28 protein-coding genes are annotated in these 26,126 nt (G+C 69.1%); 15 read left to right on the plus strand and 13 right to left on the minus strand.

The features are described 5' to 3' along the window. Positions 1-135: 135 nt before the first annotated feature. Complete coding sequence (locus HTZ82_RS18960) at positions 136-1,359, minus strand: NADP-dependent malic enzyme (RefSeq protein WP_175410608.1); 1,224 nt, start codon at positions 1,357-1,359, stop codon at positions 136-138. 782 nt (positions 1,360-2,141) lie between these two features. On the opposite strand from HTZ82_RS18960, the gene HTZ82_RS18965 reads away from it, so the two are divergent. The 4 genes from HTZ82_RS18965 to HTZ82_RS18980 all read left to right on the plus strand — a co-directional run bounded on the left by HTZ82_RS18965 (position 2,142) and on the right by HTZ82_RS18980 (position 5,837). Beyond that, complete coding sequence (locus HTZ82_RS18965) at positions 2,142-3,110, plus strand: ABC transporter substrate-binding protein (RefSeq protein ID WP_175410609.1); 969 nt, start codon at positions 2,142-2,144, stop codon at positions 3,108-3,110. 332 nt (positions 3,111-3,442) lie between these two features. Then, positions 3,443-4,270 (plus strand): amino acid ABC transporter permease, encoded by an 828-nt coding sequence (locus tag HTZ82_RS18970; RefSeq protein WP_375540834.1) that lies wholly within the window; start codon positions 3,443-3,445, stop codon positions 4,268-4,270. Continuing rightward, positions 4,267-5,043 (plus strand): amino acid ABC transporter ATP-binding protein, encoded by a 777-nt coding sequence (locus HTZ82_RS18975; RefSeq protein ID WP_302852245.1) that lies wholly within the window; start codon positions 4,267-4,269, stop codon positions 5,041-5,043. Before HTZ82_RS18970 ends, HTZ82_RS18975 begins: the two co-directional genes overlap by 4 nt. Before the next feature lie 164 nt (positions 5,044-5,207). Beyond that, on the plus strand, positions 5,208-5,837 hold the full coding sequence (locus HTZ82_RS18980) for an ABATE domain-containing protein (protein WP_175410610.1): 630 nt from the start codon (positions 5,208-5,210) through the stop codon (positions 5,835-5,837). Here the strand turns inward: HTZ82_RS18980 and sodX are convergent. After that, entirely contained in the window at positions 5,741-6,196 is a 456-nt protein-coding gene (gene sodX, locus HTZ82_RS18985) for a nickel-type superoxide dismutase maturation protease (protein WP_175410611.1), read from the minus strand. The two genes, HTZ82_RS18980 and sodX, sit on opposite strands and share 97 nt — an antisense overlap. 147 nt (positions 6,197-6,343) lie before the next feature. On the opposite strand from sodX, the gene sodN reads away from it, so the two are divergent. Further along, complete coding sequence (gene sodN, locus HTZ82_RS18990) at positions 6,344-6,739, plus strand: superoxide dismutase, Ni (protein ID WP_009313646.1); 396 nt, start codon at positions 6,344-6,346, stop codon at positions 6,737-6,739. A gap of 7 nt (positions 6,740-6,746) precedes the next feature. Here the strand turns inward: sodN and HTZ82_RS18995 are convergent, their stop codons facing one another. Continuing rightward, entirely contained in the window at positions 6,747-7,901 is a 1,155-nt protein-coding gene (locus HTZ82_RS18995) for a site-specific integrase (RefSeq protein WP_175410612.1), read from the minus strand. Between the two features lie 24 nt (positions 7,902-7,925). Beyond that, positions 7,926-8,426 (minus strand): helix-turn-helix transcriptional regulator, encoded by a 501-nt coding sequence (locus tag HTZ82_RS19000; protein ID WP_175410613.1) that lies wholly within the window; start codon positions 8,424-8,426, stop codon positions 7,926-7,928. Positions 8,427-8,547: 121 nt separating this feature from the next. Here HTZ82_RS19000 and HTZ82_RS19005 point away from each other — a divergent pair, with 121 nt between their 5' ends. The 4 genes from HTZ82_RS19005 (at position 8,548) to HTZ82_RS19020 (ending at position 13,118) form a co-directional block, all read left to right on the plus strand. Beyond that, positions 8,548-8,742 carry an AlpA family transcriptional regulator gene (locus HTZ82_RS19005; protein ID WP_175410614.1) on the plus strand — a complete coding sequence of 65 codons (195 nt, stop codon included), beginning with the start codon at positions 8,548-8,550 and terminating at the stop codon, positions 8,740-8,742. 517 nt (positions 8,743-9,259) lie between these two features. After that, the gene (locus tag HTZ82_RS19010) at positions 9,260-10,540 is read left to right on the plus strand and encodes a DUF3631 domain-containing protein (RefSeq protein WP_175410615.1); all 1,281 of its coding nucleotides are present in this window, start codon (positions 9,260-9,262) and stop codon (positions 10,538-10,540) included. 315 nt (positions 10,541-10,855) lie between these two features. Further along, entirely contained in the window at positions 10,856-11,431 is a 576-nt protein-coding gene (locus tag HTZ82_RS19015) for a hypothetical protein (protein WP_175410642.1), read from the plus strand. Continuing rightward, on the plus strand, positions 11,421-13,118 hold the full coding sequence (locus HTZ82_RS19020) for a relaxase/mobilization nuclease domain-containing protein (RefSeq protein ID WP_175410616.1): 1,698 nt from the start codon (positions 11,421-11,423) through the stop codon (positions 13,116-13,118). Before HTZ82_RS19015 ends, HTZ82_RS19020 begins: the two co-directional genes overlap by 11 nt. Before the next feature lie 49 nt (positions 13,119-13,167). Here HTZ82_RS19020 and HTZ82_RS19025 read toward each other — a convergent pair whose 3' ends face one another. Further along, positions 13,168-13,701: an SMI1/KNR4 family protein gene (locus HTZ82_RS19025; protein ID WP_175410617.1), complete on the minus strand. Its 534-nt coding sequence runs from the start codon at positions 13,699-13,701 to the stop codon at positions 13,168-13,170. Between the two features lie 90 nt (positions 13,702-13,791). On the opposite strand from HTZ82_RS19025, the gene HTZ82_RS32375 reads away from it, so the two are divergent. Beyond that, complete coding sequence (locus HTZ82_RS32375) at positions 13,792-14,403, plus strand: hypothetical protein (protein WP_254711954.1); 612 nt, start codon at positions 13,792-13,794, stop codon at positions 14,401-14,403. Here HTZ82_RS32375 and HTZ82_RS19035 read toward each other — a convergent pair. The 4 genes from HTZ82_RS19035 to HTZ82_RS19050 form a co-directional block, all read right to left on the minus strand. Beyond that, positions 14,360-14,905 carry an HAD domain-containing protein gene (locus tag HTZ82_RS19035; RefSeq protein ID WP_175410618.1) on the minus strand — a complete coding sequence of 182 codons (546 nt, stop codon included), beginning with the start codon at positions 14,903-14,905 and terminating at the stop codon, positions 14,360-14,362. The genes HTZ82_RS32375 and HTZ82_RS19035 overlap by 44 nt on opposite strands. A 31-nt stretch (positions 14,906-14,936) precedes the next feature. Continuing rightward, positions 14,937-15,629 (minus strand): bifunctional 2-polyprenyl-6-hydroxyphenol methylase/3-demethylubiquinol 3-O-methyltransferase UbiG, encoded by a 693-nt coding sequence (locus HTZ82_RS19040; protein WP_175410619.1) that lies wholly within the window; start codon positions 15,627-15,629, stop codon positions 14,937-14,939. A gap of 1 nt (position 15,630) precedes the next feature. Next, on the minus strand, positions 15,631-16,542 hold the full coding sequence (locus HTZ82_RS19045; protein ID WP_175410620.1) for a phosphotransferase: 912 nt from the start codon (positions 16,540-16,542) through the stop codon (positions 15,631-15,633). 81 nt (positions 16,543-16,623) lie between these two features. Beyond that, positions 16,624-17,373 (minus strand): hypothetical protein, encoded by a 750-nt coding sequence (locus HTZ82_RS19050; RefSeq protein ID WP_175410621.1) that lies wholly within the window; start codon positions 17,371-17,373, stop codon positions 16,624-16,626. A 224-nt stretch (positions 17,374-17,597) separates the two neighbouring features. Here HTZ82_RS19050 and HTZ82_RS19055 point away from each other — a divergent pair, with 224 nt between their 5' ends. Both HTZ82_RS19055 and HTZ82_RS19060 read left to right on the plus strand, forming a co-directional pair. Then, positions 17,598-18,953 (plus strand): tetratricopeptide repeat protein, encoded by a 1,356-nt coding sequence (locus HTZ82_RS19055; protein ID WP_175410622.1) that lies wholly within the window; start codon positions 17,598-17,600, stop codon positions 18,951-18,953. Between the two features lies 1 nt (position 18,954). Then, positions 18,955-19,485, plus strand: coding sequence for an NUDIX domain-containing protein (locus HTZ82_RS19060; RefSeq protein WP_175410623.1), 531 nt, complete (start codon positions 18,955-18,957; stop codon positions 19,483-19,485). A gap of 140 nt (positions 19,486-19,625) precedes the next feature. Here the strand turns inward: HTZ82_RS19060 and HTZ82_RS19065 are convergent, their stop codons facing one another. Beyond that, a complete protein-coding gene (locus HTZ82_RS19065; protein ID WP_175410624.1) occupies positions 19,626-20,756 on the minus strand; it encodes a DUF5677 domain-containing protein in 1,131 nt (376 codons plus the stop codon). 210 nt (positions 20,757-20,966) lie between these two features. Here HTZ82_RS19065 and HTZ82_RS19070 point away from each other — a divergent pair, with 210 nt between their 5' ends. Both HTZ82_RS19070 and HTZ82_RS19075 read left to right on the plus strand, forming a co-directional pair. Then, positions 20,967-21,320 carry an ASCH domain-containing protein gene (locus tag HTZ82_RS19070; RefSeq protein ID WP_175410625.1) on the plus strand — a complete coding sequence of 118 codons (354 nt, stop codon included), beginning with the start codon at positions 20,967-20,969 and terminating at the stop codon, positions 21,318-21,320. Between the two features lie 118 nt (positions 21,321-21,438). Further along, the gene (locus tag HTZ82_RS19075) at positions 21,439-22,533 is read left to right on the plus strand and encodes a DUF4238 domain-containing protein (protein ID WP_175410626.1); all 1,095 of its coding nucleotides are present in this window, start codon (positions 21,439-21,441) and stop codon (positions 22,531-22,533) included. Between the two features lie 296 nt (positions 22,534-22,829). On the opposite strand, the gene HTZ82_RS19080 is transcribed toward HTZ82_RS19075, so the two are convergent. Both HTZ82_RS19080 and HTZ82_RS19085 read right to left on the minus strand, forming a co-directional pair. Continuing rightward, positions 22,830-23,693: a GNAT family N-acetyltransferase gene (locus HTZ82_RS19080; RefSeq protein ID WP_175410627.1), complete on the minus strand. Its 864-nt coding sequence runs from the start codon at positions 23,691-23,693 to the stop codon at positions 22,830-22,832. Positions 23,694-23,711: 18 nt separating this feature from the next. Further along, the gene (locus HTZ82_RS19085; RefSeq protein ID WP_175410628.1) at positions 23,712-24,674 is read right to left on the minus strand and encodes a LysR family transcriptional regulator; all 963 of its coding nucleotides are present in this window, start codon (positions 24,672-24,674) and stop codon (positions 23,712-23,714) included. Between the two features lie 198 nt (positions 24,675-24,872). On the opposite strand from HTZ82_RS19085, the gene snpA reads away from it, so the two are divergent. Further along, entirely contained in the window at positions 24,873-25,547 is a 675-nt protein-coding gene (snpA, locus tag HTZ82_RS19090) for a snapalysin (RefSeq protein ID WP_175410629.1), read from the plus strand. Positions 25,548-25,656: 109 nt separating this feature from the next. Here snpA and HTZ82_RS19095 read toward each other — a convergent pair whose 3' ends face one another. Next, positions 25,657-26,115, minus strand: a complete 459-nt coding sequence (locus tag HTZ82_RS19095) for a DUF6304 family protein (RefSeq protein WP_175410630.1) — start codon at positions 26,113-26,115, stop codon at positions 25,657-25,659. Between the last annotated feature and the right edge of the window lie 11 nt (positions 26,116-26,126).

Here is a 26,126-nt window from a genome sequence, read left to right on the forward strand (position 1 = left end):
CCCCCGATTCGGGAAGGGGCGGGGTGGGGGAAAGACCGCCGGAGGCACACAACGCCCCCGGGCCGTGCCCGCAGCCCCCCGCCAGGGGAGCCCGGCACGGCCCGGGTCGTGGTCAAGCGTCGGCCGCCAGGCCGGTCAACGTCGCGCGACGCCCTCCGCACGGGCAGCCGCAGCCACCGCCGCCGTCACCGCCGGCGCCACCCGCTCGTCGAACGGCGACGGGATCACGTAGTCGGCGGCCAGCTGGTCACCCACGACGTCCGCCAGCGCGTTCGCCGCCGCGATCTTCATGCCCTCGGTGATGCGGGACGCCCGCACCTGAAGGGCGCCCGCGAAGATCCCGGGGAACGCCAGCACGTTGTTGATCTGGTTCGGGAAGTCCGAGCGGCCCGTCGCCACGACCGCCGCGTACTTGTGCGCGATGTCGGGGTGGACCTCCGGGTTCGGGTTGGCCATGGCGAACACGAACGAGTCCTGCGCCATCGACGCGACCGCCGGCTCCGGCACCGTACCGCCCGAGACACCGATGAACACGTCGGCGCCGGCCAGCGCCGACTCCAGCGAGCCGGAGACCCCGGCCTTGTTCGTGATCTCGGCGAGTTCCCGCTTGACCGGGGTGAGGTCGTCCCGGTCCCGGCTGACGATGCCCTTGCGGTCGGCGACCGCGACATCGCCGATGCCGGCCTCCAGCAGGAACTTCGCGATGGCCACACCAGCCGCGCCCGCACCCGAGATCACGGCGCGCAGGTCGCCGAGGCCACGCCCGGTGAGCTTGGCCGCGTTGCGGAGTGCCGCAAGGGTGACGATCGCGGTGCCGTGCTGGTCGTCGTGGAAGACGGGGATGTCGAGGCGCTCCTGGAGCTTCCGCTCGATCTCGAAGCACCGCGGCGCCGAGATGTCCTCCAGGTTCACGCCGCCGAAGGAGGGCGCGAGCCGGACGACGGTCTCGACGATCTCGTCCGCGTCGGTCGTGGCGAGCGCGATGGGCACCGCGTCCACGCCGCCGAACTGCTTGAACAGGATGGCCTTGCCCTCCATCACGGGGAGCGAGGCCTCCGGCCCGATGTCACCGAGACCGAGGACGGCCGTACCGTCCGTGACCACGGCGACGACCTGGGACTTCCAGGTGTAGTCGTGCACGAGCTCCGGCTGCTCGGCGATGGCGCTGCACACTTTGGCGACGCCGGGTGTGTACGCGAGGGACAGGTCGTCCTTGTCCCGCACGGGCACAGTGGCCTGGACGGCCATCTTCCCGCCCCGGTGGAGGGCGAAAGCCGGATCGAAGGGTTCGTCGGAAGCGTTCGGCGTACCGTTGCCGGTATCGCTGTCGCTACGAGGGTTGACGATCTCCGCTGCCATTTGGGTTGACCCCTTAAGTCTTCATCAGTTGAGGGTGGCCACTCCTGGTTGAGGAGGGGTGGGCGGGCACCGCGTCCGTGCCCTGTGCCGGGCGGTTGGCCCGCCCTTGCAGGGATTGGTACGTACGCGCGGGCGCGCCGCACAACGCGCCCTGAGCCCCGGATGAGGGGTGTAAGGATCCTTCTTACCTGACGGACCCCACCGCAGACGAGTCCGTTTCCGGCGCCGAGCCACCAGGAGGGGCCCCGGGAGGCTGCCCGGAGACCGCCCGGAGACCGCCGGAAGGCTCCCGAAAGGCCGCCTGAGGACGTCCAGTGCCCGCCTGGAGGACATCCATAGGACACCCGGAGGACATCCGTGGACCACCCAGAGGATCTCCGGAGACCACCGGAGACCACCGGAGACCACCGGTGGATCGCCCGGCGGACCACCCGGCGGACCACCCGGACAGCCCTGTGAGGTGGGGCACGACGGTGACATGACTCATACGCTGATGTCACGAATTGTCAGCAGAATATCCGGATTGCGGTCGCAATCGCGTCCGCATACCGAGATCGACCGGAGATTTTCCGGCCGACCGGCCGGGATCCCGCAGAAGGTCCGGCCTGGTGAGGCCGAGTTGTTGAGGTTCGGGGGTCACCCGTTACCCGATTTTGACATGCGTGGCCCCTTGTTACGGGTGGTCCGAATGGCAAGATGCGGTAATCACACGAGGTCGCGACACCCGAAGGTGCGTGCCCGACCCCATTGGCATTCCTTTCACCCGCCGGAGGAACCCGACCATGACCGCAAGCACCACCCGCCGCTCGACCACCGCGAAGACCCGGACGCTGCGGACGTCCCGGACCGCCGTGGTCGCAGCGTCCGCGGTCGCCGGCGCCCTGCTGCTCACCGCGTGCGGTGACCAGACCGACAGCGCGACGAAGGACAACGGCACCAAGGACACCGCGACCGCCGCCGCCCCGCTCTTCGACAAGCTGCCGAAGAAGTACCAGGACTCCAAGGTCGTCAAGGTCGGCTCGGACATCGCGTACGCGCCGATGGAGTTCATGGACGAGAGCAACCAGCCCGCCGGTGTCGACATCGACCTCGGCAAGGAGATCGGGAAGGTCCTCGGCGTCGAGTTCAAGTTCGAGAACGCCACCTTCGACCAGCTCGTCCTCGGCATGAACAACGGCCGCCACGACCTGGTCATGTCCTCCATGACGGACACCAAGGAACGCCAGCAGGGTGCGACCGACGATGCCAAGGGCGGCGCCGACTTCGTCAACTACTTCAAGGCCGGCTCGGCCATCCTCACGCACAAGGGCAACCCCAAGGGGATCAAGTCCCTCGACGACCTGTGCGGTCTGACGGTCGCCGCCCAGCGCGGTACGGCCAACGAGGACCTGCTGAAGGCCCAGCAGAAGAAGTGCGGCGACAAGAAGATCAAGGAGTTCATCTCCGACCAGGACACCGACTCCATCACCCAGCTCCAGACCAAGCGCGCCGACGCCGTGATCACCGACTTCCCGGTGGCGCTCTACAACGAGCTGGAGGCAGGCGGCGGCAAGCTGTTCGAGGTCGTGGGCGACCAGATCGACGCCGCGCCGTACGGCATCGCCGTCAGCAAGAAGAACCCCGAGCTGCGCGACGCCGTCCAGGCCGCCGTCCAGCAGATCATCGACAACGGCACGTACGCCGAGGTGCTGAAGAAGTGGAAGGCCGAGTCGGGCGCCATCCAGAAGGCGACGATCAACGCCGGCAGCTGATTCCCGCCGCTCGCTTCTCCCACCCACCTGTAAGGCAATTCCTGTGACAGACCCCCTGAAGAAGGAGTCCGCCGCGGTGCCGCCGGNNCGGCGGCACCGACTCCCCCGGCGCCTCCAAGGCCCCCGCCACGCCTGAGCCGTCCGAGGCCGACGCCCCCGAGACCGCCGCCGGCTCGTCCGGCTCCTCCGGGGACGGCTCCTCCGGTGACGGCTCCTCCGGTGACGGCCCCACCAAGGCCGAGGCCCAGGCCGAGGGCGCCCCCGTACCCCCCGGGGCCATCAAGGCCATCCCCGTACGGCACTACGGCCGCTGGGTCGGCGCCGTCGTCGTGGTGGTGGTGATCGGCCTGCTGGTGAAGGCCTTCGCCGACGCCGCCATCCAGTGGGACGTGGTGGGCGACCAGCTCACCAACGGCACGTTCGCCCGGGGCGCCTGGGAAACCCTCAAGATCACCGTGCTGTCCATGGTGATCGGTGTGGTCCTCGGCGCGATCCTCGCCGTGATGCGGCTGTCGCCGAACCCGGTGCTGTCCGCCGTCGCCTGGGGCTACATCTGGTTCTTCCGCGGCACCCCGGTCCTGGTGCAGATCTTCCTGTGGTTCAACCTGTCCCTCGTCTTCGAGACGCTGGACCTCGGGTTCATCTACAAGGACGAGATGAACGACGTCATGACGCCGTTCGTCGCCGCGCTCCTCGCCCTGGGCCTCAACGAGGCCGCGTACATGGCGGAGATCACCCGCGCCGGCATCCAGTCGGTCGACACCGGCCAGACCGAGGCCGCCCACGCCCTCGGCATGAAGGGCGCCCAGACCATGCGGCGCATCGTCCTGCCGCAGGCCATGCGCGTGATCATCCCGCCGACGGGCAACGAGTTCATCAACATGCTGAAGACGTCGTCGCTGGCCTTCGCCATCGGCTACGGCGAGCTGTTCCTCCGCGGCCGCCAGCTCGGCTCCCGTACGCTGGCCGTGATGGAGAGCCTCATCGTGGTCTCCGTCTGGTACCTGCTGCTGACCACGGTGTTCAGCATCGGCCAGTACTACCTGGAGCGTCACTACGCCCGCGGCAGCAACCGCGCGCTGCCCCCGACGCCGCTGCAGCGCATCAAGGCCCACCTCACCTCGTTCCGGGTCGAGAGCCGGGTAGGAGCGAACGCATGAGTGCCCAGTCCGTACAGCCCATGGTCAAGGCCGAGGGCGTACACAAGTCGTTCGGCCACGTCGAGGTCCTGAAGGGCATCGACCTGGAGGTCGCGCCGGGTGAGGTCTTCTGCCTCATCGGCCCGTCCGGCTCCGGCAAGTCCACGTTCCTGCGGTGCATCAACCACCTGGAGCAGATCAGCGCCGGCCGGCTCTACGTCGACGGCGAGCTCGTCGGCTACCGCCAGAAGGGCGACAAGCTGTACGAGCTCAAGGACAGCGAGGTCGCGCTGAAGCGGCGGGACATCGGCATGGTGTTCCAGCGCTTCAACCTGTTCCCGCACATGACGGCCGTCGAGAACGTCATGGAGGCCCCGGTCCAGGTCAAGCGGGAGTCCAAGTCCGTGGCCCGCGAGCGGGCGCTGAAGCTCCTCGACCGGGTGGGTCTGGGCGACAGGGCGGACCACTTCCCGGCGCAGCTCTCGGGTGGCCAGCAGCAGCGTGTGGCGATCGCCCGCGCGCTGGCCATGGAGCCGAAGCTGATGCTGTTCGACGAGCCGACGTCGGCGCTCGACCCGGAGCTGGTCGGTGACGTCCTGGACGTCATGCGGGACCTCGCCGAGTCGGGAATGACGATGGTCGTCGTCACGCACGAGATGGGCTTCGCCCGCGAGGTCGGCGACTCGCTCGTCTTCATGGACGGCGGTGTGGTCGTCGAGGCCGGTCACCCGCGGGACGTCCTGACGAACCCGCAGCACGAGCGTACGAAGGCGTTCCTGTCGAAGGTGCTGTGACCCGTCCGTACGACGCGGCACGGTGAGGGGCGGTACGGACACCCGTACCGCCCCTCACCCGTGCCCGGGTTCCGGCCACCGTACGCCTTCCGTAACGACCTGCTCCGGAGCCCATCTCTTACCCTTGAACCAACGGACCCTGGACGCTCCGGTAAGGACGACACGTGGAACTGGCCTATTACTCGGATTACGCCGTGCGACTGGTGAACACCGAGGAGCCGGCGCGCAACAAGGACACCCTGACGTCGGTCGAGGCGGTCCGTGACCTGTTCGGCGAGATGACGCAGACGGCACGCCGGGTGGCCGAGGCGGACGTGACCCGGTTCCGGGCGGTGCGGGGCCGGCTGCGGGCGGTGTTCGCGTCCGCCGACGAGGGCGACCAGGAGCGGGCCGTGGACCTGCTGAACTCGCTGCTCCTGGAGTTCCCGGTGAGCCCGCAGATCTCCGGGCACGACCAGCTGGACGACGAGGGCCGCCCGCGCTGGCACATGCACCTGGCGGAGCACCCGTCCAACGCGACGGCCGGGTACGCGGCGATCGCCGCCATGGGCCTGGCGTTCCACCTGACGGAGTTCGGCGCCGACCGGCTGGGCCTGTGCCAGGCGCCGCCGTGCCGCAACGCCTACCTGGACACGTCCACGAACCGGTCCCGCCGCTACTGCTCGGACCGGTGCGCGACCCGCGCGAACGTGGCGGCCTACCGGGCCCGCAAGCGCCTGGAGACCGAGCGGTCGGCGAGCACGGGCCGTACGGCGGAGACCAGCCACGCCAGCAGCACGCCCGGCGACCGCTGACGCCCGGGCCGCAGCCCCCGGTACCGCGCCCGCACCCGCCCCAGCACCAGCTCGGCGGGTACGGCGCCGAACGCCCTGCTGTCGACGCCCTCGGCCGCCTGGTTGTCCCCCAGCACCCACCACGCCCCGCCCCGCGCCTCGGCCAGCCGCTTCACGATCAGCAGGTCCTGCTGGAGCGGGTGCCGCAGCACGGCCACGTCACCGGGGCGCAGGGCCGCCCCGTAGTGCACGAGCAGCCGGTCGCCGTGGCGCAGCGTGGGCACCATGGACGGCCCCGTCACCTCGGCGACCCCGAAGGGCAGCAGCGCCCCACGCCCCGGCTCACGCCCCGCCCCATGCCCCGGCTCAGGTCCCGCCATCACGTCCCACCACCGTCGTGTACTTCGTCCACGAGTCCCATGATCCCCCTGGACTTTTGTCCTAAGCCGCAGGGGGCACCCGCGAAAAGCCGCCCTTCACCGAGTAATGTCCCACCTGAGAAGACGATCACGAGGAAGGACAGCTTCATGCTCTCCCGCCTGTTTGCCCCCAAGGTGAAGGTCAGCGCGCACTGCGACCTTCCCTGCGGTGTCTACGACCCGGCCCAGGCCCGGATCGAGGCCGAGTCGGTCAAGGCCGTCCAGGAGAAGATGGCCGCGAACGACGACCCGCACTTCCAGGCCCGCGCCACGGTCATCAAGGAGCAGCGCGCGGAGCTGGCCAAGCACCACGTCTCGGTGCTGTGGAGCGACTACTTCAAGCCGCCGCACTTCGAGAAGTACCCGCAGCTGCACGTCCTGGTCAACGACACCCTGAAGGCCCTGTCGGCCGCGAAGGCGTCGACGGACCCGAAGACGGGCGAGAAGGCCCTGGAGCTCATCGCCGAGATCGACAGGATCTTCTGGGAGACCAAGAAGGCTTGATCTCCCTCTAGGCGGCCTGACCTGCACTTTCGCGGGTCGCGCCGCTTAGCTGTCCGCACCCGGTCCGCAGGCCGCCGAGCACGGCGTCCATGACGGCCCGGGTGCGGTCTTCTTCGCCCGGCCACAGGTGCGCGTAGATCCGCAGCGTGATGACGGCGGACGCGTGCCCTAGGACAAGCTGCACCTGCTTGACGCTCGCGCCGCCGGCGATGAGCGCGGAGGCGTAGAAGTGCCGCAGGTCGTGGGTGACCATGTGGGGCAGCTCGACGGGCTTACGCCCCTCCCGCTCGGCGGCTCCGTTCTCGGCCGCCTGAAGCGCCTTGCGAGCCCCATTCCACTCGGTCTTCCAGCGCCGGTAGTTGAGCGGCTCGCCCTCCTCCATGGTGAACAGCCACTCGTTGGAGGGGCGTGCGGCGAGATGCGCGAGGAGCGCGTCGGTGACGACCTCTCCGACCGGGACCGTACGCCGGGACTTGGCGGTCTTCGGCGGGCCGATCTTCCCGGACTGGAGCCGCTGTCGCTCGACGCGGATGGTGCCGGCCTTGAAGTCGACGTCCGACACCTTCAGGCCGAGCAGTTCACCGATGCGCAGCCCTGATCCGGCGAGGGTGACGATCGCCGCGCGGATGTACTGCGGCATCACCCCCGCCATCGCCTCGACCTGGGCGACCGTGGGCGGAGTGACCTCCTCGTCCGGCATGGCCGGGAGGGTGATCCGGCGGCACGGGATGGAGGCGATGACCTTGTCGTCCACGGCCGCCGTCATGACGCGCACGAGGACGTCGTAGACGTTCCGCACGCTGCCGGGGCCGAGCTGGTCGGAGAGGTGCTTGAAGAGCACCTGGATGTCGTTGCGGCGTATCGCCGCCATGGAGCGGGCTCCGAGCGCCGGTACGAGGTGGAGCCGCAGCGCGTTGTCAGTGATGCGCTCGCCCGCCTCGCTCGCGATGAGCGCGCTTTCCCACTTCTCGGCGTACTTCTCGAACGTCACGCGGCCGGCGCGGGGATCAACGTACTGGCCGGTGACCATGCTGGCCGTGACCTCGTCGAGCCAGCGCTGGGCGTCGATCTTGCGGTCGAAGTGGCGGGCGTGCTCCTTGCCGTCGAGGTCGCGGTAGCGGGCCCGCCATTTGCCGTTGGGGCGCTTCTGGATGTTGGCCAAGTGGCCTCTCCTTCGTGTCGGTTGTCAGTAGTGGCCGCCGTCCGCGATGTCGTTGCTGAGCGTGCGAGCGTCGCGCTCGTCGCCCATGAGGCGGAGGCACTGCTCGTGGATCGCCCGCGAGCTGTCCGGGTGGGCCTTGATGTGGTCGGCGATGGCGACCACTGCGTGATGCAGGCGGTCGCGGGCATCGCGGGTCTCGTAGAACGCCTCGACGGCCTCTTGGACGAGGCGCCGGCTGGCGATGTCGAGCCCTTCAAGGGGCGGTGACATGAGCTCTTCGAGGGGGAGCTCGAAGACGCGGGAGAAGGCGAGGGCCTCGTCGAGGTTGATGCGTCGGCGGGGGGTGCCGTTCTCGATGCGCCAGACCGCTGTCTGGTTCATCTTGATGCCGGCTCTGGTCACCCGCTCCGCCAGCTCGGTCGTGCTCCACCCTCTGACCTCGCGCTCCAGCGCCACGCGCGCGGCCACGTTCCCTTCGCTGTAGAGCAGCGGCACCTCGCCGCCCTCGGGTCTGTCGCCTGCCATCGAACCTCCATCGTCACCGTTGCTATCCCAATTGAAACATGGACTTCCCGATTTGGGTAACCGCCGATCCTGGGGTACAACTTTATGCAGATCGAATCGCCGCCTAGCCGAATGGGAATGCATGCGATACCTGACCACCGCCGAGGTAGCCGAGCGCTACCGCACGGCCGAGAGCACTGTCCGCTACTGGCGCCACATCAAGAAGGGGCCGCGCGGCATCAAGGTCGGCAAGCGGGTGCTGTACCCCGAGGCGGAGCTGCTGCGCTACGAGCGCACGCTGATCGACGGCCAGGACGAGTGGGGTCTGGCCTCATGAGCCACCGACAGCCCCGGACACAGCAACGGCCCCCGGCGCGCCAACGCCGAGGGCCGGAGATTCCCCTGCGCGTCGCCCATCCCTGAACGAACGAACCGGTGAGAGGCGGGACCTTGCCCGTCCCGTCCCTCACCTGAGAGGAACGCCGATGGAGGACTCTACGTCCCCCGCCACCTCGAACGCATCCGAGGTTGTCTGGCCCACCCCCGCGGTCCCCGGCCAGGGCATCCCGTGGCACCGTCCGGACCGAGCGGACGACCGGTCCCCCTCTCCGGGGACCAGCGACCGACCGGACCGTGCCGCTGGTCCGGTCGGTCCGGAACCGGACCGACCCGCGACCGAAACCCGGACCGAAGTTCCGGACAACCCGGACCAGGAACCCGGACCGACGGAGAACGCGCAGCTCAACGGCCTACTGGACCGAACCGGGAACCCGGACCATGGGCCCGGTCCGGAAGCCACGAACCGGGCGGAGAGTTCCGGTCAGTCGGCCGGCGAACCCGGACCGCCGGTCCCGGTGGACCACGGGGCTCCGGGGACGGTCCCCGAACCCGGACACGGAACTGGAGACCGCAAGCGCGCCGGTCTCACGGCGGACCGGGGCCAGGACGGGATTGTCGTACTGGACGAGCTGCGCGCCGCGATCGGCCGGTACGTCGTGCTGCCGAGCGAGGAGGCCCTGACCGCGGTCACCTTGTGGGTGGCGGCTTCCCACATTCAGCCCGCCCTCCAGCACGCGCCTCGTCTGGCGGTGGTGGGGCCGACCAAGGGCTGCGGCAAGTCCCGCGTCCTGGACGTGCTCCACGAGACCGTGCACAAGCCGATGATGACGGTGAATACCTCGCCGGCGGTGGTCTTCCGCGTCATCGGCGAGGACCCGCCGACGCTGCTGGTGGACGAGGCCGACACCATCTTCGGCCCCAAAGCCGGCGACAAGGAGGACCTGCGCGGCCTGCTGAACGCGGGGCACCAGCGCAACCGGCCCGCCTGGCGAATCTCCGGCCCAGAGCACAAGGCGACGGCGTTTCCCACCTTCGCCATGGCGGCGCTCGCCGGGATCGGCGACCTACCAGACACGATCATGGACCGGGCGGTCGTGCTCCGCATGCAGAAGCGCAAGCCGGGTGAGCGCATAGCCCCGTTCCGCTCGCGGTATTCCGTCCCGGAACTGAACGCGCTGCGCGACCGTCTGACCGCCTGGCTGGGCCCGCTGCGGAGCACCGCAGAGGACTTGGTTCCGCAGATGCCGGTCGAAGACCGTGCCGCCGACACGTGGGAGCCGCTGGTCATCGTCGCCGACCTGGCCGGCGGGCACTGGCCCTCGCGGGCCCGTGCCGCCTGCCTGGCGATGACCCGGAACGAGGTGGTCCAGGACGAGCAGACGACGCTGAAGACCCGGCTGCTGCGCGACATCCGCCGCGCGTTCGAGCAACAGGGCGACCAGGAGGCTCTGCGCAGCCACGACCTGCTCGCCGCCCTCATCCAGGACGCCGAGGCACCCTGGGCCGAGTACGGCACCAAGGGCCTGAACGCCTACCACCTGGCCAACCTGCTGCGCGACTTCGGCATCAGCCCGGCCAACCACCGCTTCGAGAACGGCAGGCAGGCCAAGGCGTACGCCCGCAACCAGTTCCTCGACGCCTGGGCCCGCTACTGCCCCGACCCCGCCCAGCCGGCCCCCGCAGCCGGCGAGACCGTGCCCGCACGTCGAGTCCCGGGCAAGCCGCCGGCCCTTCCGTCCGGGGCGCTGCCCATCGGCCCGCCCGGCGGGCCTGCCGGCCCCAGGCCCACGCGCTGACGCCAGCTCCGTATCAATCCGTCGCATCCGTCCCCGCGCAGGTCAGCGCGGGGACGGAGTTCCTCGCCGATACGGATCACTCCGTACCTGCGACCGCCTCTGTACCTGTGCTGACCAGCCACGGGACGGATGCAACGGACGTGACGAAGCCCCACCGCACACGACCACCGGAGCACCACCATGCCCGAAACGAGCACCGACAACGTCCCCACCCGCCGCCTCAAGGGATTCTTCGGCCTGCCCCGCCGATCAGCAGCAAGCTGGAGCGAACGAGCCTCTAACGAGGCTTCGTCCGCGCTTGCCCCCGCCCCAGGGGTGGCGGAGGAGGAAGCCGAGCGCCAGGGGGCGCCCGAGCCGGAGGAGGGCACAGCCGAGACCAGCTGCCCGCCCGCAGCCGACTCCATCGCCCCGAGCACTCAGCCGCCGGCCGATGTCCAACCGCCCGTCGAGCCGCCCTCCTGGCGGGACCTCGATGCCCCCGTCCTGCCCGCGCTGATGAACCGCAAGCGCACCGTGGAGAAGCGCGACCAGGAGAAGACCATCCGCTTCACACGGACCGCGGTCGGCGTGATCAGCGCCGCCGCTCACCAGCGCGGTCAGAAGTTCGCCGGATTCGTCGGTGACGCCGCCCTGGCCGTCGCCCTCGGCAAGGCAGGGCTGTTCGGCAGCCCGGAGGACGATCCGGTTCGCCCGCTGATCGAGGCCGTCGAGGCACACACGGTCGCGCTGAACCGCATCGGCGGCAACCTCAACCAGATCACCGCAGCCATCCACCGAGGAACCGTGCCCGAGCGCGCCGAGGCGGTGCTGGACCGCGTCGAGCAAGCCGCCGATAGCAGCTACCGACTGATCGACCAGCTCCTGACGGAAGGCACCGCGCATGGTTCCTGACGTCTCCACCGGCTCCAACACCCGCGGACTGATCGTCTACCTCTTCGGTCCCGGCCGCCGCGACGAACACACCGACGCTCATATCGTCGCCGCCTGGGACATGGCCGGCGCTCCCGACCCGGGCCGCGACCCGGCAGCCACCTATTCCCTACTGGCCAAGCGCCTCGACCACCACGTCGACCTGCGCACCCGCGAGCTGGGCGGCAAGAAGCCGCCTCAGCACGTCTGGCACTGCCCGGTCCGTACCGCGCCCGGCGACCGCTACCTCACCGACACCGAGTGGGCCGAGGTCGCCCGCCGCATCGTGCACGCCACCGGCATCGCCCCCGAAGGCGACGAGAAGGCATGCCGGTGGATCGCCGTGCGCCATGCCGACGACCACATCCACCTCATGGCCACCACCGTCCGCGCCGACGGGCGCCGCCCGCGCACCCACCGCGACGGACAGCGCGCCCAAGCCGAGTGCCGCAAGATCGAGGCCGAGTTCGGCCTGCGCCGCCTGAAGTCCGGCGACCTCACCGCGCCCCGCACCCCCACCGGCGCCGAACGCGCCAAGGCCGAGCGCCAGGGCCAGACGGTCACGGCACGGCACTGGCTGCGCGAGCAGGCGTACGCGGTCGCCGCCGCCGTACACAACGAAGCCGACTACTTCACCGTGCTCCAGTCCCTCGGCATCAAGGTCAAGACGCGCCTCGGCCCCGAGACCGGCGACGTGATCGGCTACAGCCTCGCCGCACCCGGCGACACCAACGCGGCCGGCGAACCCGTCTGGTACGGCGGCTCGAAACTCGCCCCCGACCTCTCCATCAACCGCCTACGCGAACGCCTCCCCGACCAGCAGGTAGCCGACCACTCGCGGTATGTGGCGGACCCCGCCGCCCCATGGCTCAACACCACCACCGCCATACACACGGCACGCACCGTCCTCGACTCGGATGACGATGCCGCCGCCCAGGGCCACCTGGCTGCCTTCGGCGACGCCCTGTACAACATCGCGAGCGCCACGACCGGCCCCCACCGGGCGGAACTGCGGGCGGCGGCGATGGCGTTCAACCGCGCTCGCCGCTCCGCCACCCGCGCCGACCACCAGGCCGCCAGCGCCCTGCGCAAGGCCGCCAAGGAACTCGCCTACGCCTCTAACGAGCCGGGCGGACTCGCCATCGCCCTGCTCTTCGCCACCGTGCACCTGGCCCATGCCGCCGCCAAGTGGCACGAACAGCGCGGCCACGAACAGCAGGCCGCTGCGGCCGAAGAGGCTTTCCGCCACCTCCAGGCGGGCTACCAGCAGGCCGCCCCACCCGTCCTGGCGGACCTGGCCCGCCGCGCACCGCGAGCCGCGACCGCCCGCCGCTTCGAGCAGGACGTGCGCGAGGCTCTCCCTGACCACGCCGCCCGGATCCTCGCCGACCCCACTTGGACCGCCCTGACCACAACCCTCGCCCACGCGGAAACCGCCGGCCACAACCCCCGACGGCTCTTGGTCGAAGTGGGCACCCAGCGGGAACTCGGCAGCGCCGAGCACCCCGCCGAGGTCCTCAACTGGCGCATCACCGCTCAGCCGAACCGGCGGACGCAAGCGGCGCGCAGCCGAAGCACCATCAGCGGAGCACCGCCCATGTCTGCCACGCCACACCCTCCGGCCACACCAGTGGCTACGAGGCCCGAAGAGCGCAGTCGACACCGCTGACCCCGGTCAGATGCCCCGCCACGCCTCGTGGCGGGGCATCGGGTCCGGCTCAGCGGCAGAGCTGCATGATGGTGTCGTCGAAGTCGGGAAACTCCTGTGTGGCCTGCGCGATGATCGCCGTTGCCGACGCGCGGCGGTCCGGGGCGAATTGCTCCGCGATAGCCGCCAGGTCGCGATTGGCCTGGGGAGCCCAATCGGGCTCGGGCTCGTATGAGGTGGCTGCTTCCCACGGGCCGAAGCCGTCAGCCAGCAGCCACAGGAAGGCACCCAGGTCGCGAGCGACGACGCCTGTCTCCCCCTCGGAGCCCATGAAGACAACGGGCTGCTCTACCAGTTCCCGACCTTCACGGACCAGCCATAGCGCTGCGTACCCGCCGGTGCCGTCCTGGCCAAAAACGCGGAAGTCGTCGCCGTTCAGCTCGCCGTTGCCGGTCCACGCGCGGAACCACTCAGTGGTCTCATCGGCGGTCAGGAAGGACTCGTAAGGTTCGAAGTCGACACCATCCTCGCCAATGCACTCGAGCCTGACTGCCATGGCAGCGGCGAGCGCGGCGGGGAACTGGCGATCTCCGTTCACGGTCATGCGAACAGAGTAGCGATCGGCTTGGGCTGCCAAGCTGCTGATATTGCTGGCGGATCTCGAGCCGAGGTACGCGTGGGGCATGCTGTCACGGTGAGTGAATCCTCAAACGAGTGGCAGGCTTGGTTGAACAGTCTGGACGCGCGTGGAAGGGCGGCAGCGGAGTCGTTGCGCGCCCGATTCGAAGCACTCGGCGCAGCCGATGCTGGCGGCTGGGCCAAGTCGGAGATCTGTGAGGATCTTCCACACCTCGCGCGGTTCATGCTGCTGCGAAGTCTGTGGCGCGGTCCGATCGGCGGTTGGGCCGATCCGGATGCCATCGATCAGCTTCCTGTTGCCCAGCGGCTCCTTGCTGCTGGGGCGAACAAGGAGGATCTCGTTCGCCTGGCGCGAGCGGTCGCCTATGAGGCAGTGTTCGCAACGCTCGACGAGCTCGACACCGGGAGTGATGTGAACGTATCGGGCATCGATGTCGGCTGGCTCGTCATGGTCAGCCGAAGACGGCGCCCCGACTGGTCGAGCCCTCTCGGGCCTGCACGAAGATCTCTTGGCCATGGACCCGAGTGGGCGCGATGGAGCGGACTTGTGGCAGTAGCCCTGGTGCAGGGCCCTCAGCGCACCCTGATGCCCTCGCTGCTCGTGGCAGCGAGGGCATCAGTCGTCAGGCGGCGCGGGCTGTGCGTAACTGCGCGACCCACCTCGTGACCTCGGTCAGGTGCTCGGGCTGTAGACCGAGGTGCGAGTCGGGCTGAATGAGGAGGGTTGCCGTTCCCTTCGCAGTGCGTTCCACCGCCCATTCATGGTCGAGGCTGGTGAAGTCGTCGTCGATCCAGACGGCGGGGGCGTCGCCCAGCCATGCGTCGACGTGGTCGCGTTTCCACAGGTAGCCCTTGGGGTGGCTGGTGGTGATCTGCGGATGCGGGAGATCGACGTACGGCAGGGTCGGAAGGTCGAGGAGCGGGCCGATATGGGCGGTGGCGTCCTGGCGCCAGCTGGTGCACCAGGCCGGGGTGACCAGGCCGGTGCGGATCACGTCCATGAGCAGGTGGCCGTGGTCGGGGTTGAGCCAGACGGTGACCGGGTTGTCGGCGCTGCGGCCGGTGGGGACGACGTCGTGGCGGGCGTGGGTGGCGGGGGTCGAGCCGTGCTCGTCGGGGAAAGGTATGAGGACGCCGTCGATGTCGAGGAGCAGGTAGGGCGAGCGCATCGGTCCTCCATAGGCCGGATGAACGCGGCGGTCAGAGCTTGCGGGCGCGGATCAGCAGGGTGGTGGGCCAGTGGCCCATGCGGGGGTCGAGGAACTCCTGGGCCGAGGTGAGCCAGAAGCCGGCCTGGCTGAGGTGCTTCTCCCAGCGGTCGGTGCCGAACTCCCATCGGGCGATGGGGAGCCGGGTGCGGTCGGGGAGGGTGACGTGGTCTCGGCGGGGACGGTCGTCGCCGGAGGGGCTGCGGCCGCCGCGCTGCGGGTGGGGGACGGAGAAGGCGAGCACCCTGCCGGGCGTGAGGCGTTGGGCGACGGCCGGGAGCAGGAGCTCGGGGGCGACGAGACCGACGGCGCCGAAGACGGAGTAGATCGCGTCGAACTGCTCGTCGGAGGCGTGCAGGTAGTGCAGGGCGTGGCCGGCAACGAAGGCGAGGTTGTTCAGCCGTCCGTAGTGGGAGCGGGCGCGGCGGACCTGGAGGCCGACCAGGTCGACGCCGGTGACGTGGGCGCCGTGGCGCGTGGCGAGGTGGGCGGCGTTGTGGCCGGGGCCGCAGCCGAGTTCCAGGAGTCGCTTGCCGCGCAGGTCGGGGCCGAGGACGTCGGCGCCGGGACCTTGGCCGGGTCTCGTAGTCCATTCCATCCGGACGGGTACGGAGAGGGGTTCGGCGAGTCCGGCGGCGGTGCGCTGGACGGCGTGGACGTGCCATGGGGATACCTGGGCGAGCACGTCAGATCTCCAGGAGGTGGAGGACGTCGGTGAGGTGGCGACGGACCGCCTTGACGTAGGCGGGGTCGGCGGCCGGGTCGTTGATCCAGCGGATGGACTGCTCCATGAACCACTCGACGGCCCACATGCGGTGCCAGCCCAGGGCCCAGTTCTCGGCGGTGAGCCCGCCGCGCGGGGCGAGGGCGTCGGGGGTGCCGCCGGCGGTGACGTACTGCTCTAGGAAGACGCGGAGGCGGATGGGGTGCGGGGGCTCAATGGTGCCGTGCCAGCTGGCGAGGTCGAGCAGGCCGGGGCCGGTGAAGGCGCGGGCGAAGTCGAGCAGCCGCCACCCGCGCTCGCCGATGTGGAGGCTGGTGGGATGGAACTCGGAGTGCACCCATCCGAACGGCTCCAGCGTCGCTCCGGCCGAGCGAGCCTCGGCGGCCTGGGCGATCCGGTCGAGCGCGTCCTCGACGTCGTCGGCGTCCTGCCACCGGTCGGCCTTGCGCAGCCGTTCGAGATGCTCCATCGCCCGGGCCGGCAGCGTCCGCAGCCGGTTCTGGTCGAGTACGGGCAAGGGCGGAGCCGTACGGGTTCCGTGCAGCACCACGGCCGCGGCGACGCCGTCGAGGTCGTCGGCCTCGCGGACGGACGGTCCGAGGTCCTCCATGAGCATGCCGAGCCAGCCGTCCAGGACGGCGGAGGCGTGGACCTGGGGGACGGGTACGCCGAGGGTGTGGGCCAGGCGGAGGGCCTGGTCCTCGCTGTCGAACGGCTTCTTGGCATACTTGAAGATGGCCGTGGAGCCGTCGGGGAAGGTCACGCGTTCGACGCCGGACATGGACCACACGCGTACCTCCTCCCGTACGGCGGTGGTCCGGCCGGTCGCGGTGAGCAGGTTGTCGAGGAGTTCGGCGCTGGGGTTCGTGGTCACGTGGGGGCTCCGGGGAGGGGTGGTGGCGTCCGGGGCGGGCGAAGGATGCCGACCCGCCCCGGAGCCTGATCGGGTGGTGGCTTACGCGGCGGGGTTCACGCGGTGGGCGAAGACCCGCTCGATCCAGCCCGCCTTGAACGCGGCGAGGTCGTCGCGGAAGTTCGCCATCGAGGCACCGTAGGGCGCGACCACGCCGCCGGACTGGTCCGGCACGGACTGGCAGCCGTGCACGAGCCGGCCGCCGAGGGCGGCATGGGCCTTGATGGACTCGATGCGGCGGTGCTCGTTGAACCAGCCGCCGTGGTAGACCTCGTCGAGCATCCCGCCCATCTCGTCGTCCAGGTCGAAGACGACGGAGGTGGCGGCGGGGAAGAACCAGCACGGGCCGACGTTGGAGATGTGCCCGTCGAGCTCGACCTTGTTGAGCGCCATGAGCGTGGCGGCCTCGCGGAGCATCCGCAGGTGGTCGGCGGTGATCTGCGGCAGGCCGAGGCCGGCCAGGTGCTCCTCGCGGAACAGGTACGCGTACACCTCGTACGCGGTGACCAGGACGCGGGCCGCGTCGGACGTGGACTCGCTGTGCTGCTTGATGAAGTCGAGCGCGAGCTGCTCGACCGCGCTCTCGGTCGTCTCCTCCACGTCCAAGAGCTGGGACTTGACCAGCTCCCAGTCGGCGACGAGCCAGGTGTTCGACTCGAAGCGGAAGAAGTACTCGGCCGGGTCGATCGTGATGCGCCGGCCGTCGACCTGGATGCCGGGCAGGCGGCTCCAGCGCGGGTCGAACGCCTCGGGCAGCTCGACCGTGATGGCCGTGGTGTCGATGGTGGTCACCGTGTTCTCCGTCTCTGATTGGCCGGGTCCGGGCACAGGAATGCCCGAGCCCGGTGTGGACGTACGGAACTTCGGGGTGCCGCCCGGACCAAGGGGGAGCCTGGATCACGGTCACGCCGTTCCGGGCGGCTGCTGATAAGTGAACCGGTGGTCACGCTGAGTGGGTACGGTGGAAGGCAGTTGAAGCGGTATACGCGGTTTACAGCTCCGGAGTGGAGGCGATCGTGGCGGCGCCGAGAGAACCCAACTCCCGTCTGCGCGACGTCATCGCGGTGGTCGACTGCACCTACGAGGCCCTCGCCAGAGACGTGCGGCGCATCGCCGCCGAGAACGGCGAGATCCTCCAGACCAACAAGTCGGCCATCTCGCACTGGGTGAACGGCACCCGCGCCCCGTCGGGCCGGGTAGGTCAGTACCTGGCCGAGGCGCTGTCCCGCCGAGCGGGGCGCACGGTCACCCAGACCGAGATCGGCCTCCAGGCCGGTAATGACGAAGCGCCGGCGGAATCCGACCCTGTCCTCGCCGCCACCGACCTGGGCCGCGCCGACGTCGAGCGCCGCCGCTTCCTCGCCATCGCGGCCTTCACCACCGCCGGCGTCGCCATGCCGCTCGGCTACGACCACGAAGCCACCGCCCGCATGCTCCGCGCCCGCACTGGCACGTCCATGGTCGGGGTGGAGGACGTGGACGTCGTACGGCAGATCACCGCGGCCTTCAGCGCCGCCGACGAGCGACTCGGCGGCGGCCACGGCTTGACCACCGTCACCGCGTACCTCGCCGACACCGCCGCCCCCATGCTGCGCGGGCGCTTCCCTAGCGAAGCCTTACGCCGGGCCGCCTTCGGCGCCGTCGCCGAACTCGCCTACCTCGCAGGGTGGAAGCACCACGACCTCGGCCAGGAAGGCGCTGCCCAGCGCTACTACCAGGTCGGCTACAAGCTCGCCTGCGAAGCTGACCCCCACGGCCACGCCGCCTGGATGATGCGCGCCCTCGCCCACCAGGCCCTGAGCCTCAAGCAGCCTTACCACTGCGTCGACCTCGTCGAAGGCGCCCTACGCGCAGGTCTCGGCCACGTCGACGGCCAGACCGAGGCACTTCTCCACATCACCCACGCCCGCGCCTACGCCGCCACCGACGAGAACTCCCTGGCCGCGCGCGCCCTGCTCGCTGCCGAGGACGCCCTTCTCCGGGACGATGGCCCTCAGCCCAGCTACTCCCGCGTAAGCGGCCCCGCCGCCGGCACCGTGGCCAGCCACACCGCCCGCACCCTCACCGACCTCGCCGACCACATCGGCACCGAACAGCAGCACCGAGACGCCCTCACCCGCTGGGACCCCGACAAGTACAAGCGCGTCCACGCCCTCACCCACGCAGACCTCGGCGACAGCCTCGCCGCCCAGGCCCGCGCCGACGAAGCCGTCGCCGCCTGGACCCAAGCCCTGGTCCTCATGGAAGGCATGACCTCTGACCGCACTCGCAAGGCGATCACCTCTATCCGCTCCACCCTCTCGGTCTACCAGCGGCGTCGCGTTCCCGGTGCCGCCGATCTCGCCCGCCGCGCCCGCGAGGCGCTCGCCTAACATGCCCCACAACCCGTCCGACGAAGGGAACACCGTGACCCAGCAGACCAATGATCAGCCGAAGGCCCTCAAGCCGGCGCTCGAATCCATGACCCTGCTGGTCGCCGCAGTCATCGTCCACGACAAGGGCACCAACCGCGTCGTCCTCCTCCAGCGCAGCGAGAACGCCAAGTTTGCCCAGGGCATGTGGGACCTCCCCGTCGGCAAGAGCGAACCGGGCGAGCCCATCACGGAGACGGCGGTCCGCGAGCTCTACGAGGAGACGGGCCTCATGGTGAAGCCCGAGTCCCTCAAAGTCGCCCACATCATCCACGGCGCCTGGGGCGTCGAGGCCCCCAACGGCTTCCTCACCGTCGTCTTCGCCGCCCACGAATGGACCGGCGAACCCGAAAACCGCGAACCCCGCAAGCACTCCCAGGTCCTGTGGGTTGACGCCGACGCAGTACCCGAGAATTTCGTCGACACCACTTCAAGCGCCCTTCACCGATACCTCACGGGAGGCCCGGAGGTCTCCCTCGACGGCTGGCATTAGAAGCGTCAACTGCGGCGCGACTAGTTGCCAGGGCGGCCCGTCACCAATTGAGCCTGCCTCCTGGTGGGGCGGCGATCCCGTTCTCAGCAGAGCAGGCACACCCAGCCGACGCAAAGCCCATGGCAAGCAGACGCTGCCAGTCAGTGGCTGACATTCTTCCTCTGCATGCGCTTCACAATTCTCTCCTCGGCACGATCAATTTCGACTTGCGCATCCTCAAAGGCGCGCGAACAAGCCGACCTCATTTCCTCAATCGCCCGCACGCAAAGAAGCGCCTCAATATCTGGACCTTCCGGAGCTCCGCTAACCGCAAGAGAGAACGTAACCTGAATCAACGAGTTGAGCGCCATGATCGCCGGATCGATAAGCCCTACATTAACCTTTCCAGCATCCCGCAGGACAAGCCCTCGGTATTCTATGAAGTTCTGGCCGATCCCCCTGGCACCACAATGCACCTCACTGCTTGCCCATTGATAATAGGGGCGCACATGACTCAGGGAGGTTTTCTCCTCCAGCTTGCGCAGGTTATCATCCGGTGAAAATCTCTTGGCCCATCCGTAATCACGCTTGAAGCTCTGCCCATATTTCGCGAGCACTTCAGCGTATCGCTTTTCGAGCTCGTCAACGTACGCCTGCTCAAGCGGCTCCTCGCCAAGAGTTGCGTGATCCCTTTGGAACTGGAGAGCGTCACGCCTCAATCCAACGATTTCGTGATCAAGAAATCGTTCGGCGAGGTCATGATGGTCAGGGTCGGCGGCTGCGTCTGCAATCACGCAAGCGATGACAGCCGTCTCATGAAGCGTGCGGCATCGCGCCATGGCGCCCCTTGGATGCCCATGCGAGAGAAGGGTAAGAACCTCGCCTGCTATGCGACAAGCGGTGACATGAAGACCCGTAAGGGCTTCCAGCGTGTGCTCCTGAGCGGGCGCCAGGCTCTCCCTCTTCTTGTGCGCCTCCCTCTCACCCAATTCGGCACACACCGAATGAAGGACCCAGTAAAGATCGAGGGCTTTACCCCACTTCTTCTGGAGTCTCCGATCGAACCGACGATCTATGCGCTTACTCGCTCGGAGCGTTCGCTTGTCCTTTATCATCGCGGCAGCCAACTGAGGCGCCAATTCGTTAATCACATCGGGGACCGCAGTGGAGATCAGGTCGCCGACGCGCTCAGGATCCAAACCTTTTCGGAGCTGGTCCAGCACAGCATCTTCAATTGCGCGCGTGAGGAAATCGCCGTCGACGTGACGCGTACGTTTGAACTTTCCGAGCATGATGGTCCTCTGGTGTGAGTTCTGCCGCACTTTAACTCGGGACGGCAGAGACTGCACGCATTTTCCGACCCTGATCAAATCGGCAGGAGCGAGCCTCCTGGCCGGCGGCTCCACGCCGCTGAAGCCGTGCCCCCTGCCCGAGAGCACCGGCCCATGGATGCTCGACACCCGCACTGACCCGGCACCGTCCCCCAGGAGCGTTCCCTCCCGATGACCGACCGCACCGCCCGCGTCCGCGAGCTGAACCTCTACCGCCAGCACTTCGGGCTCGTCGTCGCGGGCACCAAGATGATCGAGGTGCGAGTCAAGTATCCGCGCCTCGACGACCTCGCTGCGGGCGATACCATCCACTTCCGCATCAACGGCACCGACGAGACCTGCGACGTGAACGTCCTCCGCGTCACCGAGGACCCCGACTTCGAAGCCCTCCTCGGCGGCGAGGTCTCAACAAACGTCAACCGCACCGCCGACCGCGACCAGCAACTGTCTGACATCCGCAGTATCTGCGACCCAGAGAAGGAAGCCCTCGGGACCATCGCCATTCAGATTGAGCGCGCCCTGTAGGGATCCAAGCGTGCGTTAACTAATAGTTCCACCTCGGGCTCATTCTCGTAAGCGCGGCATGATCCTCACTCATGCCCCACTGCCCATTCGCTTCCTCAACCAGACCCAGGAGTAAGGCTTGAGCAACCGAGTTAGGAGACAGCACACCGTCTCCAAGTTCTACTTGAACGGCTTCGCAGATGACGCCGGGAGAATTCGCCGAGTTTCACTCCCTGGCGCCCCCGCACCCGTTCTTTCAACTGGCGATGCGAGCGTAATTAAGGACTTCTATACGGTAACGCTTCCCGATGGCTCTTTGTCAGATTTCTTCGAGAGGGCATTCAGTAAAATCGAGAGCCCTGCCGCCGAGGCGCTGAGACTTATCCTCTCAGGGACTTGGCCGATCCAAGGTGAACACCGGAAATCTTTCGCCACATGGATTGCCCTGCAGCACCTAAGGGCCGAGCAGATACGGCAGAATCAGAAGAATCACAACGCTGAAATGATTCGACTCCTCGTCGGAGTCTCAGGGAAAGAGGCACTGCGCTCGCGCATTCAGGAGGCCGAGGGGCGCGTTGTCGGCGACGAGGAGCTTGACATCGAGTGGCGCGACCTGACTAAGCCGGGTGGTCCCGACATGGCCGCCGACGCCATCGACCACATCCGGTTGCTGATGGATCTCCTACCTGGCACCGCTGCTTACCTCAACGACTGCCAGTGGACGCTGTTCAAATTCAACCGACGCTCCATAATTACATCCGACCACCCCGTTTCACTTGCCGTCGCACCTGATTATCCCGCGTGGCAAGGAGTGGGCATTTTCACAGCCGACCTATTCTTGGTCCCACTCAGCCGCCGCCACGCCCTCACAATTCAACCAAAAAACCTCCGGGAGGGTATGGAGATCCCCGACTTCACTGTTTCGGGATCGACGAAGATCGCGCAGAGTATCAACCAAGAAACGGCCATGGGAGCTCGAAAGTACATATACCAGCATCCCGAGGAGTCACCGCTGCAAGGAATCCGTCTCCCCCAGCCCGTGATGCGCGACCGGCCTGGGATGTCTAATACCGACGGACTTATTCGCGAAGAGGGGCTCTTTAGTGGTATCCCGGAAGCAAGTCTGCGTGCCATGTCAGAGACATCTCCTCCGGGAGATCGGGAAAATGGCATGACGATCGACGACCTTCCTTGGCCGATCCCTGGGCGCCGCCGACCAGGAGCTGACGAGTGAGGCCAGCGGCCACCCACAGGGCGTGACTCCCACGCTCGCTCGCGGTCCCGCGCCAGTCCGCACACAGTCCGCAAGACACCCGGTCGGGACCATCGCACCCCATCGCCAGCCATCAGCAAAGGGCCAGGTCAGCGACCCACAGGGAAGATCCCCGCAGGTCACCGACCAGGCCCATTACTAGGAGACGAAGAAGGCCTGACGCCGCCCCCTTGCGTCGGATCCGCTCCGACGCGAATCACAGGGCGAAAGCAGAAGGGCCCGGTCGGACGACACCGACCGGGCCCCTTTGCTTTTCATCACGGGACGGACAGGTCGTACACGGCCCAGTCGGTGATCGGGGCGTAGCCGATGCGCTGGTAGAGGGCGTTGCTCGTGGGGTTGGCCGGGTTCGCGTGGAGGACGACGTCCGTGGCGCCTGCGGCCAGGGCGGCCCGGGTCACCTCGACTGTCGCGGCGCCCGCGTAGCCGCGGCCGCGCAGGTGGGGCGGGGTGTAGACGGGGTCCACCTGGACCACGCCGGCGACCGTCGGGTTCGCGCCCACCATGGAGACGGGTGTGCCGTCCGGGGTCTCCCAGAACGTATAGCGCTTGTCGGCGAAGCGGGTGCCGGCCCAGGAGTCGGCGTCGATGGTGACGGCCTCCCCGACGTCCTTGGCGAACTCGCTGCACCAGCGCAGGAGTTGCTCATGGTCCTGCTCGCCCGCGGGTCGGGCCCGGCCCGCCGGGAGCGGCTCCGGTGGAGTGAGCGTGCCGAGGCGGTAGAGGCGGATCCGGGTGCGGAGGGTCGGCGTCGCGCCTGTGTGACGCTGCCAGGCCTCGGCGAAGGCGGTGGCGGTGCTGTGGTCCGCGCTGACGTACGGGAGGGAGTGCCCGAGGGCGGCCAGGTGGGCGGCGAGGGTGTCGGCCTGCCCGGGGGTGAGCGGGGTGAGGCCCAGGCCGAGGGACGGGAGGCGGTGGAGGGTGGCGCGGACCTCGCCCGCTCGCTCCAGCCGGCCGAAGAGGGGCGCTTGGGGGCCGTATGCGGCCGCCCCGCGTGTGCGCAGTCTCGCGATGGCTGTCAGCGGCGTGATGTGCAGGGCGGGCCGTGAACGCAGGAACTCTCCTGCTCGGGCCAGGAAGTCGTCGACGTCTTCGGTGAGGTGCCAGTCGTCCGGGCGCATGCTGCATGATCCCCCGGGTCAGCCCGCGCACGGCAGTGGCGTGTCGTGGCGGAGGAGCCACTGGCGGTACGTGGCCGTGCGGAGGGCCGCTTCGCGGTAGGCGGCGGCCAGTTCCGTGTACGCCGTTTCGTACAGGGCCGCCGTGTCCGGGGCCGGCCGGTGGTGGTGGAGGAGGAGGCGTACGGCCAGGGGGTCGTCGCGCAGCGGGCGGATCGCCATGTCGTCGCGCGGGCCCGACGTGGGCTGGCAGGGGGCGACCGCCTCGCCGACGACGATGAGGGACGCCGCGGTGTGGTAATCGGCGTGGAGGACCGGCGGGTCGATGCCGGCCGCGACCAGGACGCGGCGCAGGCCGTCCCACTCGCCGTCGACGGTCGGGTCGACCATCCAGCGGTCCCGCGCCAGGTCCTGGATGTCGACGACGGGCGCGGCGGCCGCCGGGTGGTCGCGGGCCATGGAGATGAACTGCGGCTCCCGCTCGACCAGCACCCGCTGCACCAGACCGTCCGGGACGCGCAGCGGGCAGCCCTCGACCTCGTGGACGAAGGCGACGTCGAGCTGGCCCGCGGCCACCGCCCGCAGCAGGGCGTTCGCGGAGACGTCCATGTGCAGCGTGATGTCCGTGCCGTGCAGCCGCTGCCGGAGCCTCCGCAGCCATCCGGCGAGCGCCCGGCTGGCCGTGGAGCCGATGCGGAGCCGCGTGCCGTCGGCGCGGGCGGCGGCCGCCCGTGTCTCGCTGACCAGCAGCGACATCTGCGCGACCAGCGGGCGGGCCCGGCTGAGGACCGAGCGGCCCAGGGGCGTGGGCCGGCAGCCGGTGCGGCCGCGCGTGAAGAGCTCGGCGCCGAGCGCGTTCTCGATGCGCCGTAGCTGGGTCGTCAGGGAGGGCTGGCTCATGCCCAGTTGGCGGGCGGCCTTGTGCAGGCTGCCGGTGTCGGCGATGGCGCACAGCGCCCGCAGATGCCTCACCTCCAGCTCCATGCCCCGAGCGTAGGACGGCACCCCACACCGCACCAGACACCCCGAGCACGTGAATTCCCGTCAGCCCGAAGGGAGTTGAGCGGGTGATGCGTTCGTGCTATCGCCCCTTGGCATCATCCGTGCGGGCCCCGGGCTCCCCGACACTCTGATCCAACCGAACGCGTCCACCCAACCGTTCAGGACGAGTAGGAGCCCCCCATGAGACACCCCAAGGCCGTGCTGGCCGCCGCGCTGAGCGTGGCCGCCGCGCTCGCGGCCGTGCCCGCGACGACCGGCACCGCCGCCACGCCCGCCACCGCGCCCGCGTCGGCCGCGTCGGCCGCGTCGGCCGGTACCGCCGCCTCGTACGCCGCCTACGCCGGCTCCGCCGAGGAGGCGAAGGCGAACCGGGCCTTCTTCGAGGCCGTCATGGAGTCCGTCGCCAAGAAGCGCGCCGCGACCCCCGGCGCGCAGGCCGTGACGGTCGTCTACTCGGCGGCCAACGCCCCGAGCTTCCGCACACAGATAGCTCGCTCCACGCAGATCTGGAACAGCTCGGTCAGCAATGTGAAGCTCCAGGAAGGCAGTAACCCGGACTTCCGGTACTACGAGGGCAACGACTCGCGCGGTTCGTACGCCAGCACCGACGGGCACGGCCGCGGCTACATCTTCCTCGACTACCGGCAGAACCAGATCTACAACTCGACCCGCGTCACCGCCCACGAGACGGGGCACGTCCTCGGCCTGCCCGACCACTACTCGGGGCCGTGCAGCGAGCTGATGTCGGGCGGCGGACCCGGGCCGTCCTGCCAGAACGCCATCCCGGACACGCGGGAGCGGCAGCGCGTCGACTACCTGTGGCGCAACGGCCTCGCGGCCGCCAAGGTCTCCTGACCCGCGTCCGCGTCCGCCCCCGCACGCGTACCCGTACGCGCACTGCGCACGCGAGGCGCCCCGCCGGAGAACGCGGGGCGACGCGGGGCGCCTCGCCTCGCCGCCGCGGTCAGGCCGCCTCCAGCAGCCTCCGCGCGAACCGCGTGCCCGGCGGGAGCTGGCGCAGGATCCGGTCGAGGGCCTGGTCGAAGTCGCCGCCGGTGACCCCCGACTCGTACGCGGCGCCGTCGCAGTGCAGCGTGAGCTGGAGGTCCACCCGCTCGGGCGACCCGTCGGACAGCGCCTCACCCAGCGCCAACAGACAACTCAGCGTGGCCTGTTGGGACCTGCCGCCCCCGGTGACGACCGGGAGCGGCAGGTCCCATTCGAGTACGCAGCCCGCCAGCGGCAGTCCGCCGTTCTCCTCCGTCGCCCGCAGGGCGGCGAAGCTTCCGCCCGTGTACTCCGCACCCCTGACGCGGGTGGTGACGCTCCGTCCGTCCGCCGTGATGACGATGGCTTCCGCACCCCGGCGGTCCCGATACCAGCCGGCCCAGACTTCCGTCGACTCCGATGACTCCGATGACATGGCGCGGACTG

Source organism: Streptomyces sp. TRM64462 (assembly GCF_013362995.1).
Classification (GTDB): domain Bacteria; phylum Actinomycetota; class Actinomycetes; order Streptomycetales; family Streptomycetaceae; genus Streptomyces.

Coding starts and splice junctions, on each gene's coding strand:
- HTZ82_RS19005 (WP_175410614.1), top strand. CDS start 8,548: ATGCGATACCTGACCACCGCCGAGGTAGCCGAGCGCTACCGCACGGCC.
- HTZ82_RS19085 (WP_175410628.1), bottom strand. CDS start 24,674: ATGGAGCTGGAGGTGAGGCATCTGCGGGCGCTGTGCGCCATCGCCGAC.
- HTZ82_RS19070 (WP_175410625.1), top strand. CDS start 20,967: ATGACCGACCGCACCGCCCGCGTCCGCGAGCTGAACCTCTACCGCCAG.
- sodN (WP_009313646.1), top strand. CDS start 6,344: ATGCTCTCCCGCCTGTTTGCCCCCAAGGTGAAGGTCAGCGCGCACTGC.
- sodX (WP_175410611.1), bottom strand. CDS start 6,196: ATGGCGGGACCTGAGCCGGGGCATGGGGCGGGGCGTGAGCCGGGGCGT.
- HTZ82_RS19060 (WP_175410623.1), top strand. CDS start 18,955: ATGCCCCACAACCCGTCCGACGAAGGGAACACCGTGACCCAGCAGACC.
- HTZ82_RS19000 (WP_175410613.1), bottom strand. CDS start 8,426: ATGGCAGGCGACAGACCCGAGGGCGGCGAGGTGCCGCTGCTCTACAGC.
- snpA (WP_175410629.1), top strand. CDS start 24,873: ATGAGACACCCCAAGGCCGTGCTGGCCGCCGCGCTGAGCGTGGCCGCC.
- HTZ82_RS19080 (WP_175410627.1), bottom strand. CDS start 23,693: ATGCGCCCGGACGACTGGCACCTCACCGAAGACGTCGACGACTTCCTG.
- HTZ82_RS19025 (WP_175410617.1), bottom strand. CDS start 13,701: ATGACCGTGAACGGAGATCGCCAGTTCCCCGCCGCGCTCGCCGCTGCC.
- HTZ82_RS18960 (WP_175410608.1), bottom strand. CDS start 1,359: ATGGCAGCGGAGATCGTCAACCCTCGTAGCGACAGCGATACCGGCAAC.
- HTZ82_RS19035 (WP_175410618.1), bottom strand. CDS start 14,905: ATGCGCTCGCCCTACCTGCTCCTCGACATCGACGGCGTCCTCATACCT.
- HTZ82_RS19065 (WP_175410624.1), bottom strand. CDS start 20,756: ATGCTCGGAAAGTTCAAACGTACGCGTCACGTCGACGGCGATTTCCTC.
- HTZ82_RS18975 (WP_302852245.1), top strand. CDS start 4,267: ATGAGTGCCCAGTCCGTACAGCCCATGGTCAAGGCCGAGGGCGTACAC.
- HTZ82_RS18965 (WP_175410609.1), top strand. CDS start 2,142: ATGACCGCAAGCACCACCCGCCGCTCGACCACCGCGAAGACCCGGACG.
- HTZ82_RS19020 (WP_175410616.1), top strand. CDS start 11,421: ATGGTTCCTGACGTCTCCACCGGCTCCAACACCCGCGGACTGATCGTC.
- HTZ82_RS19095 (WP_175410630.1), bottom strand. CDS start 26,115: ATGTCATCGGAGTCATCGGAGTCGACGGAAGTCTGGGCCGGCTGGTAT.